The 12,805-nt window shown below is 61.9% G+C and carries 15 protein-coding genes; 5 read left to right on the forward strand and 10 right to left on the reverse strand.

The features are described from left to right. Positions 1-17: 17 nt before the first annotated feature. Positions 18-893 (reverse strand): 3-hydroxybutyryl-CoA dehydrogenase, encoded by an 876-nt coding sequence (locus FGD77_RS12195; protein WP_255009966.1) that lies wholly within the window; start codon positions 891-893, stop codon positions 18-20. Between the two features lie 169 nt (positions 894-1,062). Here FGD77_RS12195 and FGD77_RS12200 point away from each other — a divergent pair, with 169 nt between their 5' ends. Next, positions 1,063-1,896 (forward strand): DUF6473 family protein, encoded by an 834-nt coding sequence (locus FGD77_RS12200; protein ID WP_255009968.1) that lies wholly within the window; start codon positions 1,063-1,065, stop codon positions 1,894-1,896. 65 nt (positions 1,897-1,961) lie between these two features. Here the strand turns inward: FGD77_RS12200 and FGD77_RS12205 are convergent, their stop codons facing one another. From FGD77_RS12205 to FGD77_RS12230, 6 genes are all read right to left on the reverse strand, one after another. Further along, complete coding sequence (locus FGD77_RS12205) at positions 1,962-2,891, reverse strand: electron transfer flavoprotein subunit alpha/FixB family protein (protein ID WP_255009970.1); 930 nt, start codon at positions 2,889-2,891, stop codon at positions 1,962-1,964. Further along, a complete protein-coding gene (locus FGD77_RS12210) occupies positions 2,891-3,649 on the reverse strand; it encodes an electron transfer flavoprotein subunit beta/FixA family protein (protein WP_255009973.1) in 759 nt (252 codons plus the stop codon). The genes FGD77_RS12205 and FGD77_RS12210 overlap by 1 nt, the downstream gene beginning before the upstream one ends. 238 nt (positions 3,650-3,887) lie before the next feature. Then, on the reverse strand, positions 3,888-4,460 hold the full coding sequence (locus tag FGD77_RS12215) for a cob(I)yrinic acid a,c-diamide adenosyltransferase (protein WP_255014199.1): 573 nt from the start codon (positions 4,458-4,460) through the stop codon (positions 3,888-3,890). A gap of 2 nt (positions 4,461-4,462) precedes the next feature. After that, positions 4,463-4,675, reverse strand: coding sequence for a twin transmembrane helix small protein (locus FGD77_RS12220; RefSeq protein ID WP_255009975.1), 213 nt, complete (start codon positions 4,673-4,675; stop codon positions 4,463-4,465). An 88-nt stretch (positions 4,676-4,763) separates the two neighbouring features. After that, on the reverse strand, positions 4,764-5,612 hold the full coding sequence (locus FGD77_RS12225; protein WP_255009977.1) for an SDR family NAD(P)-dependent oxidoreductase: 849 nt from the start codon (positions 5,610-5,612) through the stop codon (positions 4,764-4,766). Positions 5,613-5,623: 11 nt separating this feature from the next. Then, complete coding sequence (locus tag FGD77_RS12230; protein WP_255009980.1) at positions 5,624-6,313, reverse strand: SH3 domain-containing protein; 690 nt, start codon at positions 6,311-6,313, stop codon at positions 5,624-5,626. 154 nt (positions 6,314-6,467) lie between these two features. Here FGD77_RS12230 and parC point away from each other — a divergent pair, with 154 nt between their 5' ends. Continuing rightward, on the forward strand, positions 6,468-8,789 hold the full coding sequence (gene parC / locus FGD77_RS12235; RefSeq protein WP_255009982.1) for a DNA topoisomerase IV subunit A: 2,322 nt from the start codon (positions 6,468-6,470) through the stop codon (positions 8,787-8,789). A 10-nt stretch (positions 8,790-8,799) separates the two neighbouring features. On the opposite strand, the gene FGD77_RS12240 is transcribed toward parC, so the two are convergent. After that, positions 8,800-9,168, reverse strand: coding sequence for a glyoxalase superfamily protein (locus FGD77_RS12240; protein ID WP_255009985.1), 369 nt, complete (start codon positions 9,166-9,168; stop codon positions 8,800-8,802). A 353-nt stretch (positions 9,169-9,521) separates the two neighbouring features. On the opposite strand from FGD77_RS12240, the gene FGD77_RS12245 reads away from it, so the two are divergent. Both FGD77_RS12245 and FGD77_RS12250 read left to right on the forward strand, forming a co-directional pair. Beyond that, entirely contained in the window at positions 9,522-9,785 is a 264-nt protein-coding gene (locus FGD77_RS12245) for a hypothetical protein (RefSeq protein WP_255009986.1), read from the forward strand. After that, positions 9,772-10,071 carry a CcdB family protein gene (locus FGD77_RS12250; protein ID WP_255009988.1) on the forward strand — a complete coding sequence of 100 codons (300 nt, stop codon included), beginning with the start codon at positions 9,772-9,774 and terminating at the stop codon, positions 10,069-10,071. The genes FGD77_RS12245 and FGD77_RS12250 overlap by 14 nt, the downstream gene beginning before the upstream one ends. Positions 10,072-10,173: 102 nt before the next feature. Here FGD77_RS12250 and FGD77_RS12255 read toward each other — a convergent pair whose 3' ends face one another. Beyond that, on the reverse strand, positions 10,174-10,527 hold the full coding sequence (locus FGD77_RS12255) for a hypothetical protein (RefSeq protein ID WP_255009990.1): 354 nt from the start codon (positions 10,525-10,527) through the stop codon (positions 10,174-10,176). A 120-nt stretch (positions 10,528-10,647) separates the two neighbouring features. Continuing rightward, complete coding sequence (locus FGD77_RS12260) at positions 10,648-12,024, reverse strand: cytochrome P450 (RefSeq protein WP_255009992.1); 1,377 nt, start codon at positions 12,022-12,024, stop codon at positions 10,648-10,650. Positions 12,025-12,156: 132 nt separating this feature from the next. On the opposite strand from FGD77_RS12260, the gene FGD77_RS12265 reads away from it, so the two are divergent. Further along, on the forward strand, positions 12,157-12,801 hold the full coding sequence (locus FGD77_RS12265; RefSeq protein WP_255009994.1) for a hypothetical protein: 645 nt from the start codon (positions 12,157-12,159) through the stop codon (positions 12,799-12,801). The last annotated feature ends 4 nt before the right edge of the window (positions 12,802-12,805 follow it).

The following is a 12,805-nucleotide window of genomic DNA, read 5'->3' on the forward strand; positions in this document are numbered from 1 at the left end:
TTTCAGGCCTTGCGGGGTCAGCGAGTGGGAACAGGCTCGTCCCCGCGATAGTCGTAAAAGCCGCGCCCCGTCTTGCGGCCCAGCCAGCCGGCCTCGACATATTTGGTCAGCAGCGGGCAGGGGCGATATTTTGTATCGGCCAACCCATCATGCAGAACGTTCATGATAGCAAGGCAGGTGTCCAGCCCGATGAAATCGGCCAGTTCCAGCGGGCCCATGGGGTGATTTGCGCCCAGCTTCATCGACTGGTCGATCGAACGGACGTTCCCGACGCCCTCATAGAGGGTATAGACCGCCTCATTGATCATCGGCATCAGGATGCGGTTGACGATGAAGCCGGGGAAGTCCTCGGCGGAGGCGGCGGTTTTGCCCAGCTTTTCGACGACCTTCAGGCAGGCATCGTAGGTTTCCTTGTCAGTGGCGATGCCGCGGATCAGCTCGACCAGACTCATCACCGGGACCGGGTTCATGAAGTGGAAGCCCATGAATTTCTCGGGCCGGTCGGTGCGGCTGGCAAGGCGTGTGATCGAAATGGAGGATGTGTTTGACGTCAGGATCGTATCCGGTTTCAAGTGCGGCAGAAGATCTTCGAAGATCGCCTGCTTGACTGTCTCGCGCTCTGTCGCGGCCTCGATGACCAGATCGGTCCGGCCCAGATCGGTGAGTTTCAGTGTGGTGTCGATCCGCTCCAGCGCGCCGTCCATGTCGGCTTGGCTGATCTTGTCGCGGCTGACCTGACGGTCAAGGTTGCGGTGCATGATCTGCATTGCGCCGTCCAGCGCGTCCTGGCTGACGTCGGTCAGCAGCACCTGATAGCCTGCCAGCGCCATGACATGCGCGATGCCATTGCCCATCTGCCCTGCGCCGACGATGCCGATTGTCTGGATATCCATGTGACTGCCCCATCTGGTGGTTTGGCGCACAATAGGCCCCAGCGCCGGGGGGCCGCAAGGGGCGCAGTACCGGTAGGCTTGCCTAAACTTTACGTTGAATGCGCCGTTTAGGGGTTTCTAAAGGGATTACGACGATTCTGGTTCACGGGTGAACTGAATGGTGGGAATCATGGCTTATGAAATGCAGGGGGCGCAGCCCCTCGATTACGCGCCGTGCCGATATGGTGCGTCAAAATTACTGTTTCGCGGACCGAAGCGCAGCACGGAAGGGCGATATGCCGCATTTCTTGGCGGCATCGAGACCTATGGGAAATTCATAGAACGGCCCTTTCCGGCACTGGTGGAAATGCAGACAGGAATGGCCTGCGTCAATCTGGGCTGGCCCAATGCGGGCCTTGATATGTTGGTGGGCGACGATGAGATCGTGCGCGCCGCGTCGGGTGCGGCGGTGGCCGTGCTTCAGGTGCCGGGGGCGCAGAGTCTGTCGAACCGATACTACTCGGTGCATCCACGCCGCAACGACCGGTTTGTGCAGCCCTCGCCGCTGTTACGCGCGATGTTCGGGGAGGTGGACTTTACCGAGTTTCACTTTGTTCGCCATTTGCTGCGCCACCTCAGCCATGTCTCATCCGAGCAGTTTGCGCTGTTGCGGGATGAATTACAAGCCGCCTGGGTGGCGCGTATGACGCTGCTTTTGCGCAGGATCGATGCGCCTGTCCTGCTGTTATGGATGTCGGCACACACACCGCCGGAGCATGCGGGCGATCCGGAGATTTGCGCCGATCCGGCCTTGGTCACGCGCGCAATGCTAGAGGCGGTGCGCGGTCATGCCGCGCAGATCGTCGATGCAACACTCAGCCACGCGGCGCGGTCGGCGGGCATTGCCGGAATGGTCCATTCGGAATTCGAGGCCAATATCGCAGCCGAACTGCCGGGACCAGCAGCGCACAAGGAGGTGGCGCAGCATCTGGTGCCGGTGATGCGCCGCTTTACGCTGAACTGAACGGAAATTGAAAAGGCCCGCCAGTTAATGGCGGGCCTTGAAACACTGCGTCGTCGCCGATTTTGTCAGCTCAGCTTTTTTGTCAGCTCTGGCACGGCTTCGAACAGGTCGGCGACCAGGCCATAATCGGCGACCTGAAAGATCGGCGCCTCTTCGTCCTTGTTGATCGCGACGATGATCTTGCTGTCCTTCATGCCGGCTAGGTGCTGGATCGCCCCCGAGATACCGACAGCCACATAAAGATCGGGCGCGACCACCTTGCCGGTTTGACCGACCTGCCAGTCGTTGGGCGCATAGCCCGAATCGACCGCCGCGCGGGACGCGCCGACAGCGGCGCCCAATGCGTCGGCCAGCGCCTCAATCATGGCGAAATCGTCCTTGCTGCCGACGCCGCGACCGCCGGACACGACCACGCCGGCCGATGTCAGGTCGGGGCGGTCGGAGGCGGCGACCTTGTCTTCGATCCACTCGCTCAGCCCGGGGTTGGCGACGGCCGAGATTGTCTCGACCGAGGCCGAGCCGCCATCGGGAGCCGCGTCGAAGGTGGACGTGCGGATGCTGACGACCTTCTTGGCGTCGGTCGATTTGACCGTCTGAATGGCGTTACCGGCATAGATCGGCCGCTCGAACGTGTCGCCGTCGACTACGCCGGATACGTCGGAGATGACCATCATGTCCAGCAGCGCGGCGACGCGCGGCAGCACGTTCTTGGCGTCAGTCGTGGCGGGGGCGACGATATGCTCGTAATCGCCTGCAAGGCTGACGATCAGCGCGGCTGTGGGTTCGGCCAGACGGTGGCCCAGCGATGCATCCTCGGCGACCAGCACTTTGGAGATGCCGGCGATTTTCGCCGCAGCTTCGCCAGCGGCGGCGGCAGAAGCGCCACAGCACAGTGCGGTAACGTCGCCCAGTTTCGCGGCGGCCGTGACGGCCTTGGCGGTGGTGTCAAGGTTCAGTTCGCCATCGGTGACTTCGGCAAGGAGAAGAACAGCCATTACAAAGCCCCCGCTTCTTTGAGTTTCGCAACCAGATCGTCGACCGAGCCGACGATCTCGCCTGCCTTGCGCGTCTCGGGCTCGGCAGTGCCGATGACCGTCAGGCGCGGGGTGACATCGACGCCGTAATCGGCGGCAGTTTTCTCATCCAGCGGCTTTTTCTTGGCTTTCATGATGTTGGGCAAGGACGCATAGCGCGGCTCGTTCAGGCGCAGATCGACGGTGACGATGCTGGGCATCTTGACCTTGATCGTTTGCAGGCCACCGTCGACTTCGCGCGTGATCAGGGCATGATCACCCTCGATGTCGAGACCGGAGGCAAACGTGCCCTGGGACCAACCGAGCAACGCCGACAGCATCTGGCCGGTGGCGTTCATGTCGTTGTCGATCGCCTGCTTGCCCGCCAGAACGAGGCCGGGCTGCTCTTCGTCGACGATCGCCTTGAGGATCTTGGCGACGGCCAGAGGCTCGATGTCGGTGTTCACGTCTTCGGACGCGATGACCAGAATGGCGCGGTCGGCGCCCATGGCCAGCGCAGTGCGCAGCGTTTCCTGCGCCTGCTTGACGCCAATAGAGACGGCGATCACCTCTTCGGCCTTGCCGGCCTCTTTCAGGCGGATGGCCTGTTCGACGGCGATTTCGTCGAAAGGGTTCATCGACATTTTGACGTTGGCAAGATCGACACCGCTTCCGTCCGCTTTGACGCGGACCTTCACGTTGTAGTCGATGACGCGCTTGACCGGCACAAGCACCTTCATTGGCATAATCTCCTCAGATTGACGAAAAGCCGCGCAGCGACTCTTCAAAAACGCTCTCTCGGGCGTTGATATAGAAAGGATCAGATGGAAAACAGCGCAAAATCGTCACATCGTGTCGCGGCTGCGGCGCCGGGGTTTGATAGGCGACGTAGCGCTAAGGGTTGCGCCGACATCGGGCCCCAGGGCTCCGCCCTTCAGGGCGCCGGTCCGTCCGCTGGACGACCCGCCGCTGACTTTGTCAGCGGTTCGCGCCCGGAACCCACAATACGTCGTCCTTGCCGCCGTTATTTGCCATGCGGCCCGCGACAAAAAACCAGTCGCTGAGGCGGTTCAGGTACTTGATTGCCGCCGGGTTGACAGTTTCGACCTGGGCCAGTTCGGTCGCGCCGCGTTCGGCCCGGCGGCACATGGTGCGGCACAGATGCAGATGCGCGGCCAGCGCGGTTCCGCCGGGCAGGATGAAGCTGCGCAGGGGCTCCAGCACCTTGGTCATCGCGTCGATCTCGGCCTCCAGCCGCTCTACCTGACTGGCGACGACCCGCAGCGGGGTATATTCCGCCTCGGAATCCTTTTCCATGTCCGGGCGGCACAGATCGGCGCCCACATCGAACAGGTCGTTCTGGATGCGGGCCAGCGCCTCGTCCGTCTCATCCGTGGCGTGCAACCGCGCCATGCCGAGGGCCGAATTCACCTCATCGACATTGCCGTAGGAGGCGACCCGCGCAGAATGTTTGTCGACCCGGCTGCCATCGCCAAGCGCGGTGGTGCCGGCATCGCCGGTGCGAGTATAAATCTTGTTGAGAACGACCATTGTCATTGCCCTCCGAACTGGTTGCGGATCGCCACGAAAGCCAGGATGAGCGCGACCGCCACGAACTGCGCGATGATGCGCCAGCGCATGAATTTATTTGCGCGCTTGCCATTTTCGGCGCCTTCCTTGCCGAAGGTGCTGATACCCATTGCCAGAATGATGGCTACGACAAGGCACGCCCCGGCGGCAAGCAGGAATAGAGGATCTTTCAGCATGCGGATCTCCAGATTGGCTCTGGGGGCCGATGTAGACCTGTTGCCGGGGAAAGCGAAACGAAAAAACCGTGCGGGGTCGGGCGTCGCATCAGGCGCGCGACAGGATCCAGTCCAACGCGCGGGTCGGCAGGATGCGCCGCGCGAGTCCCATCACATGGGTTGGCAACGTCACGTAATAACGCGCGCGGGGGCGGCGTGCCTCGACCGCGTGGACCAGTTTGGCGGTGACAGCCGAGGCCGGCAACTCGAAGCGGTCGGGGCCGGACGCGGCATATAGTCGCTTTTGCAGCCCGGCGCGATAATCGGCCTCGCGCGCGGAGTTTTCCCAGTCGATCCAGCGCTCGAAATGCGGGATCGAGTTTTGGCGGATGCGCGATGTGACCGGGCCAGGCTCGATCAGGCAGATTTCGATGCCGGTGCCGCGCAGTTCGATCCGCATAGTATCGGTCAGGCCCTCGACGGCGAATTTTGTGGCATTGTAGGCGCCGCGCCATGGCAGCGTCACCAGCCCGAGGACCGAAGAGCATTGCACGATCCGCCCATGCCCTTGGGCGCGCATCACCGGAATCACCCGTCGCGTCAATTCGTGCCAGCCGAACAGGTTCGCCTCGAAAATTTCGCGCAGCGCGCCGGTCGGCAGATCCTCGACAAGGCCGGGGCAGGCATGCGCGCCGTTGTTGAACAGCGCGTCCAGCCTGCCGCCGGTCGCCTCCAAGACCTCGGCCAGCCCGGCCTCGATGCTGGCGGTGTCGGCATAATCGATCAAGGGGCTCTCCAACCCTTCGGCGTGCATGCGGTCGCAATCCTCGGGCTTGCGGCAGCTGGCAAAGACGCGCCAGCCCCGCGCCGCCAGACCGTGCGCCGCATCATATCCTATCCCGGAGGAGCATCCGGTGATCAGGATCGCGCGGCCAGTGCCGCCAGTTTTTGGTGTCAAATCAGGATGCCTCAGTTCATTGCCGTGATCAGCCAATCGGCCATCCATCCGGTTCGCCCGGTCTGCATATTGCGCAGCTCGACCCAAGCGCCGCGCCGGTCCAGTATTTCGACCTGAGTGCCCTGCGTCAATTGGTCCACGGCGCTGTAATCGGTGCCCGGCCCGCTGCGCATGTTGGCGTTGCTGCCCGCGACGCTGCGGATATCGGCGGGCTGCTGCGGCGCGATCAGTGCCTGTTCGATCGGCAGGCGATTGACGTCCTGAACAAGAGTTTCCGCAGTAAACGCGCCGACTGTTTGGACCGAACGCTGCACCATCGCGTCGTCGCCGCCCACGCTGCGGGTGGCTGATGCAAAGGTGATCTCCAGCCCGCCCAAGGGATCATCACCAATGCCGGACAAGCCCGCGAAGGTCGCCTGCGCGTGCGTCGTATTGCCGCCCGCAACCTTGGCTCTGACCGGCGCTATGATGCGCTGTGTCTTGGGTTTCTGGATGGGGGGCAGGGCGGCAGTGCTGGCGACGGCCACCTGCGGGCTGCTGTCATTCTCCTGCGGTGCGACCTTCAGGGGGGCGGCAAAGAGGGGCGTGTCGCGCATCGCCACTTGAAGCGAATTTGGAGAGGGTGCGTAATCGGCACCACCGCTGGCCTCGTAGAACGCAAAGCCCAGAAAGCCGAAGCTGATCAAAATGAAACGCCACATAAACACAATCCCCCAACACATACACCCACCCGGGCTGGCATACTCGGGCAGACTCAAAAGTTAACACGATTCGCCCCGCCAGATAACGATAAACCGCTGCCTCCACGCCGACAGACGCTTTACGAGCATTGGCGCCACAGTTATGACGCGAGCCATGAGCGATAAGATCAAAACTCCCGGCGCGCCTGATGGCGCTATCCCCGAAGCGGTGTCCGAGACGCTGCGCCGTGCCATTGGCGACCGCTATCTGACCTATGCGCTCAGCACGATCATGCACCGCGCCTTGCCCGATGCGCGCGACGGGTTGAAGCCCGTTCATCGACGTATCCTGTATGCAATGCGCGAGCTGCGTCTAAGTTCCACCGGGGGCTTCAGAAAATCGGCAAAGATCAGCGGCGACGTGATGGGTAACTATCACCCGCATGGCGATGCGGCGATCTATGATGCCATGGCGCGCCTCGCGCAGGATTTCGCGGTACGCTATCCGCTGGTCGACGGGCAGGGCAATTTCGGCAATATCGACGGCGATAATCCCGCCGCCGCGCGTTATACCGAGGCGCGCATGACGGCGGCGGCCGAGGCCTTGTTGCAGGGGCTTGACGAGAATGCCGTCGATTTTCGGGACAATTACGACGGCACCCTGACCGAGCCCGCCGTGCTGCCCGCCAGTTTCCCGAACCTTCTGGCCAACGGGTCCAGCGGTATCGCGGTGGGCATGGCGACCAACATCCCGCCGCACAACATTGCCGAGTTGATCGACGCCTGCCTGCATTTGATCAAGTTCCCGAATGCCGGCGATGACAAGCTGCTGGATTTCGTGCCCGGCCCCGATTTCCCGACAGGCGGCGTCATCGTCGAGCCGCCCGAAAATATCGCGCAGGCCTACCGCACCGGGCGCGGCGCCTTCCGCCTGCGCTGCAAATGGGAGATCGAGGATCTGGGCCGCGGCCAGTGGCAGATCGTCGTCACCGAGATCCCCTATCAGGTGCAGAAATCCCGCCTGATCGAAAAGATCGCCGAGATCATCCAGCTGAAAAAGATCCCGATTCTGGCCGATGTGCGCGACGAGAGCGCCGAAGATATCCGTCTGGTGTTGGAGCCGCGCAGTAAGAATGTCGCGCCCGAGGTTCTGATGGGCATGATGTATCGCAATTCGGACCTGGAAGTGCGATTCTCGTTGAATATGAACGTCTTGATCGACGGAGTTACACCAAAAGTCTGCTCGATGAAGGAAGTTCTGCGCGCCTTCCTCGACTTCCGCCGCGAGGTGTTGCAGCGCCGGTCGGTCTACCGGATGGAAAAGATCGACCACCGGCTGGAAATACTGGAAGGGCTGATCGTCGCCTTTCTGAATCTTGACAGGGTGATCGATATCATCCGCTATGACGAGGCGCCCAAAGCCGCGCTGATGCGCGAGGATTGGGGGCAGGACTTTGTCCGCGCGACGGACGAATCCGACTACGTTTCACCTGCGGACGGCGGCGAGGACGGGCTGACCGATCTTCAGGCCGAATCCGTCCTGAACATGCGCCTGCGCAGCCTGCGCCGTCTGGAAGAGATCGAGCTGCTGAAAGAGCAAACCGCCCTGATGGAAGAACGCGCCGGGCTGGAGGATCTGCTGGAGCATCCCGAATTGCAGTGGGGCGCAATCGCGGATCAGCTGCGCGAGGTCAAGAAGCTGTTTGGCAAATCATCCGCCGGGGGCGCGCGCCGCACGCAGTTTGCCGTGGCCGGCGCGGTCGAAGACGTGCCGCTGGAGGCCATGATCGACCGCGAACCGATTACGGTGGTGTGCAGCCAGATGGGCTGGATCCGCGCCCTGACCGGCCATATCGACCTGACCCGCGAGCTGAAATTCAAGGATGGCGACGGCCCCCGGTTCCTGTTTCACGCCGAAACCACCGACCGCCTGCTGGTCTTTGCCGGTAACGGCCGCTTCTACACGATTTCGGCCTCCAGCCTGCCCGGCGGGCGCGGCATGGGCGAGCCGTTGCGCCTGATGGTAGATCTGCCGAATGAGGCCGAGATCGTCGATATCCTGATCCACAAGCCTGGCCGCAAGCTGCTGGTTGCCTCCAGCGCCGGCGACGGCTTTGTCGTGCCCGAAGACGAGGTGATCGCCCAGACGCGGGGCGGCAAACAGGTGCTGAACGTGCGCACCCCCACCCGGGCCACGGTATGTCGGCCCGTCCAGGGTGATCACGTCGCCGTTGTGGGTGAAAATCGAAAAGTGTTGGTTTTTGCACTGTCCGAGCTGCCCGAAATGGGGAGAGGCAAGGGGGTTAGGTTGCAAAAGTACAAGGATGGCGGGCTGAGCGACGCCGCGACATTCAACATCGAGGCCGGTCTGACATGGCTGGACCCCGCCGGGCGCACGCGCACCGAAGCGGCCTTGGATGAATGGATCGGCAAGCGGGCCGGGTCGGGCCGAATGGCGCCACGGGGCTTCCCGCGGGATAACAAGTTCACAGGATGAACTTGGTGCGCTAATCGTCTGTTTCAGTGCAGAAAATCAACCGATTACCTGCCGGATCGGCAATCTTCATATCATCAAAGCCCCACGGCTGGCGCTGCACGCCGGGGCGGGCGTACTTGTATTTTTTTGCATTGAGGTCGCGACAATAGCCGTGCACGTCGTCCACCTCGATCCGGACCGCCGCGCCGGGCGACGCATCGCCGTGATGCTCCGAGATGTGCAGCACGCAATCACCCCGCTTGAGCGACAGATAAAGTGGCGCGTCGTCTTCGAAGCGATGCTCGAACGTCACAACGAAGCCGAGAAAATCGATGTAAAAGGCGCGGGTCGCCGCCTCGTCATAGCTGCGCAGAATGGGAATGGGCGGATGCATCTTCATGGCGCGTAGATCCTATGTCGTTATGTCAGACAGTCTGGCGCCGGGCCGACCCTGTCAAGCGGTGTACCGGACAGCGCCGCCCTGCACCGGATGTACGACTTGGCGTAGGCGCGACACCCGCAAAAAAAGGCGACCCGATCGGGCCAGCCCCTTACGGCAAATGTTGAAATAATCACTTCTGTTGCCCGCACGGTGACCAACATTCCTTTTCAGGGAAGACGCTTGACGGACGCTCAGGGGAAGAATCAGGTTTGGTATGGCTCGAAGATATCTTCGACGGCCCGTAATCCAAGCCTTGCATCGCACTGACAAATAATTACTATTGTTAGTGCAGAGTGTAGATGGAGGACTCCATGACCAACCTTACTATCAGAATGGACCCGCTGGAAAAGGACAAGCTGATGGCTTGGGCTGCGGCCAGAGGAACAAGTGCCACTGACTACATCAAGCAACTGGTCGCCGCTGACATGGCAGCTGGAAGCCCTCAGGAGCGCGCCGCTGCCTGGTTCCGCGAAAACGAAGTTGCGATTTCTACTGAGGCGCAACATATTAAAAACAGGGGTGTTCCAGGATCGCATCTGGCCCTGAACCATCCCTGGCCCGATGCAAAAATTTGACGTCCTCAAGATCGGCGGCGATCTGTACCTGGTTGTCCAAGCAGAACACTTATTGGACCTCAACACGACCGTTCTACTGCCGATCTTGCCGGCTGATATGCTTTCTACCCTGAGGCAGCTTACCATCGATGTCCGGATCGAGGGCGATCTCTATCGCATTCGTACACATATGCCACTTACGGTGGATGCGCACGGTTTGCGGCATCTGACGCCTGTCCATCGGCTCTCTCCGGATGAAGGCCAAAAGGTGATGGATGGCCTTTACGCGATCTTGTGGGGGCTTTGAGAGATATTCCGGCAAACTCGCCTGAGCGTAACAGTAATTTCAACATTTGCCGTAAGGGGCTGGCCCGATCGGGCCGCCCTTCTTGCCGTCTGCTGCGGGCGGTCACTCCAGCGTGTTGCCCTGCTTGATCATGCCTGTTCCGGCGCTTTCGCCGTTCTGGAACCACTCCAGCTGGTCGCCGTCGACCTGCGCCTGATAGCAGCCGAAATCAGTGCCGGGATAGCAGACGCCCTCTTCGGTGATCTCATACGTGCCGCCGCCCGATGCATCCTCGTAGGTGCCATCCTCGGCGAAATAGCTGGCATAGCCGCCACCGCCCATGTCGCCGGAAAAGGTGTTGCCGACCAACGCAGCGCGCAGTTCTTCAACGGTGGACTCGGCCACGGCGCCGGTCGCGAAGGCGCCAAGGGCAAGGGTGGCTGCCAGAGCCGTACGGGTGATGATTCGGATGGTCATAAGCGTTATCTCCGCTGTTGGTTGCACCCTAGTAGATAGGGTGAGGGGTCGGCATTCAATGGGGCCGAGGGCGCAATCCCGCGCTGATGCGCGCCTTTTCGCCCGGCGACTGGACGTGTCTTACAACGGCTGGGCGGTCAGCCAGACACCGCCCTGAGGGCGCAGGGTCAGGATCATCACCGGATCGGGATCGCGCCCCTCGACCTGCGCAAAGCGGAACCGCCCCAGCAGCGTGGCGAGGATGATCACCACCTCCTGCAAGGCAAAACTGGCGCCGATGCAAATGCGCGGCCCGTCACCGAACGGCAGGTAGGCATACCGCTGCACGTCCTTGCGGTTCTCAAACCGCTCGGGGCGGAATGCGTCGGGATCGTCCCACAGCTGATGGTGGCGATGTAGCGCATAGATCGGAATGATCACCGTATCGCCGCGCCGGATTTGACGCCCGCATAGCGTGTCGTCGGCCAGCGCACTGCGCGACACCATCGCAGCAGGCGGGTAGAGGCGCAGTGCTTCGTCCGCGATCTGGCGGATATAGGGCAGGTTTGCCACATCGTCGCCGGTGGCAGCGCGATCCCCGCAAACGGCACGGATTTCTGCGCGCGCCTTGTCCTGAACGCGGGGATCAAAGGCGCATAAATAGAGTGACCAGGCCAGCGTCAGCGCTGTTGTCTCATGTCCGGCGACGATGAAGGTCAGCAGGTTGTCGCGTAGTTCGGCGGTGTTCATCCGGCGTTTCGTCTCGGGGTCTTCGCCCTCCAGCAGCAGGTCCAGCAGGTCAGGCACGCCCTTGGGGCCGCGCTTGCGACGTGCCTCGACCGCGTCGTCGGCGATGGACTTCATCTGCTTCATCGCGGCGCCCGAAATCATCCGTCCGGGGCGCGGCACCCAGTCAGGCAGGCCCAGAATATCGAACAGCGAGATTTTGCCCGCCTCGGCGATATAGCCGTCAATGGCGCCATGCACGGCGTCCGAATCAAAACTGCCATCACCGGAAAACGTGACCTCGCCGATTACGTCAAAGGTGGTGCGCACCATATCCTCGGCCATGTCCACGGCGCGCGGCCCAGCGGTGGCGATGCGCGCGACGCTACGCTCGGCGGCGGCCGTCATGATCGGCGCGAGGTTCATTACGTTGCGATGCGAGAACACCGGCGCCGCTGCGCGCCGCTGCCAGCGCCAGTGCGCGCCCTCGGCGATGAACATGCTGTCGCCGATGGCGGGGCGCAGCAGGTTCTTCGTGACCAGCGATTTGGGGTAATTGGCCTCATTCTCCAGCAGCACGCGGCGCAGGGCGCCGGGGTCCATCACCATGTGCCATCTTTTGCCGGTGCGCCCCGACACCATCGGCTGGCGCGTGGCCAGATCGGGAATGATGCTCAGCACGTTGCGCCGCGCGGCATTCAGGCTGGCCAGAATGCCCATCGGCTGCGTGACCAGTGGCACGCGCACGGGCAGGGCAGGGGCATGTGGGCTGTGGGATCTATCTGTCGTCATAATACAGCATATAGGCGCACAGGCCCGGACCGGCAAATTTTGCCGCTTCGGCATGTCGTTGCGAATGGCGCGCGGGTGCGCTATCGCGGCAGGGCCTGCCATCCAATCCCAGTCTGCCGAGGATCGCTTCTCATGTATCGTGTTTTCGCCCTAATCGCCTTGCTGGCCACGGTCGCGGCCTGCACCAACCCAAACGATCTGGACAAGGCGCCTGCGCCGCTGGGTGACTTCAAGCTGGCCCATAACGTGGTCGTCACGCCCAATATCACCAAGGGCCCGGCCTCGCGCCATGCGACCGATAAGGAGTGGATCACCGCGATGACCAAAGCGGTGGACGAACGGTTCAGGCGCTATGATGGCGACAAGCTGTACCATCTGGGCGTCTCGATCGAGGGGTATGTGCTGGCGGTGCCGGGGGTGCCGATCGTCGCGTCGCCGAAATCGGCGCTGATCCTGAATGTCACCGTCTGGGACGATGCGGCCGGCAAGAAGCTGAACGAAAAACCCGAACAGGTGACGGTCATCGAATCATTTTCGGGCGAAACGTGGCTGGGATCCGGGCTGACCCAATCCAAAGAAGAGCAGATGACAAATCTGACGCGTAATGCCTCCAAGCTGATTCAGAATTGGCTGATGCGTGAGAAATATCAGCAAGACTGGTTCGGCGGCACCGACGCCGACAAGGCAAATGCCCGCAAGACCTATAAGCCAGCAACTGCCCCAGCAGCCCAGCCCGCAGCGCAATCCGCCCACCAGCCTGCGAAGGTAAAAGGCTGACTTC

The organism is Roseovarius sp. M141, from assembly GCF_024355225.1.
Classification (GTDB): Bacteria; Pseudomonadota; Alphaproteobacteria; order Rhodobacterales; family Rhodobacteraceae; genus Roseovarius.

Bases quoted from the DNA above. Each gene is read 5' to 3' on its own strand.
- FGD77_RS12195 (WP_255009966.1), bottom strand. From the start codon at position 893: ATGGATATCCAGACAATCGGCATCGTCGGCGCAGGGCAGATGGGCAAT.
- FGD77_RS12200 (WP_255009968.1), top strand. From the start codon at position 1,063: ATGGCTTATGAAATGCAGGGGGCGCAGCCCCTCGATTACGCGCCGTGC.
- FGD77_RS12205 (WP_255009970.1), bottom strand. From the start codon at position 2,891: ATGGCTGTTCTTCTCCTTGCCGAAGTCACCGATGGCGAACTGAACCTT.
- FGD77_RS12210 (WP_255009973.1), bottom strand. From the start codon at position 3,649: ATGAAGGTGCTTGTGCCGGTCAAGCGCGTCATCGACTACAACGTGAAG.
- FGD77_RS12215 (WP_255014199.1), bottom strand. From the start codon at position 4,460: ATGGTCGTTCTCAACAAGATTTATACTCGCACCGGCGATGCCGGCACC.
- FGD77_RS12220 (WP_255009975.1), bottom strand. From the start codon at position 4,675: ATGCTGAAAGATCCTCTATTCCTGCTTGCCGCCGGGGCGTGCCTTGTC.
- FGD77_RS12230 (WP_255009980.1), bottom strand. From the start codon at position 6,313: ATGTGGCGTTTCATTTTGATCAGCTTCGGCTTTCTGGGCTTTGCGTTC.
- parC (WP_255009982.1), top strand. From the start codon at position 6,468: ATGAGCGATAAGATCAAAACTCCCGGCGCGCCTGATGGCGCTATCCCC.
- FGD77_RS12240 (WP_255009985.1), bottom strand. From the start codon at position 9,168: ATGAAGATGCATCCGCCCATTCCCATTCTGCGCAGCTATGACGAGGCG.
- FGD77_RS12245 (WP_255009986.1), top strand. From the start codon at position 9,522: ATGACCAACCTTACTATCAGAATGGACCCGCTGGAAAAGGACAAGCTG.
- FGD77_RS12250 (WP_255009988.1), top strand. From the start codon at position 9,772: ATGCAAAAATTTGACGTCCTCAAGATCGGCGGCGATCTGTACCTGGTT.
- FGD77_RS12255 (WP_255009990.1), bottom strand. From the start codon at position 10,527: ATGACCATCCGAATCATCACCCGTACGGCTCTGGCAGCCACCCTTGCC.
- FGD77_RS12260 (WP_255009992.1), bottom strand. From the start codon at position 12,024: ATGACGACAGATAGATCCCACAGCCCACATGCCCCTGCCCTGCCCGTG.
- FGD77_RS12265 (WP_255009994.1), top strand. From the start codon at position 12,157: ATGTATCGTGTTTTCGCCCTAATCGCCTTGCTGGCCACGGTCGCGGCC.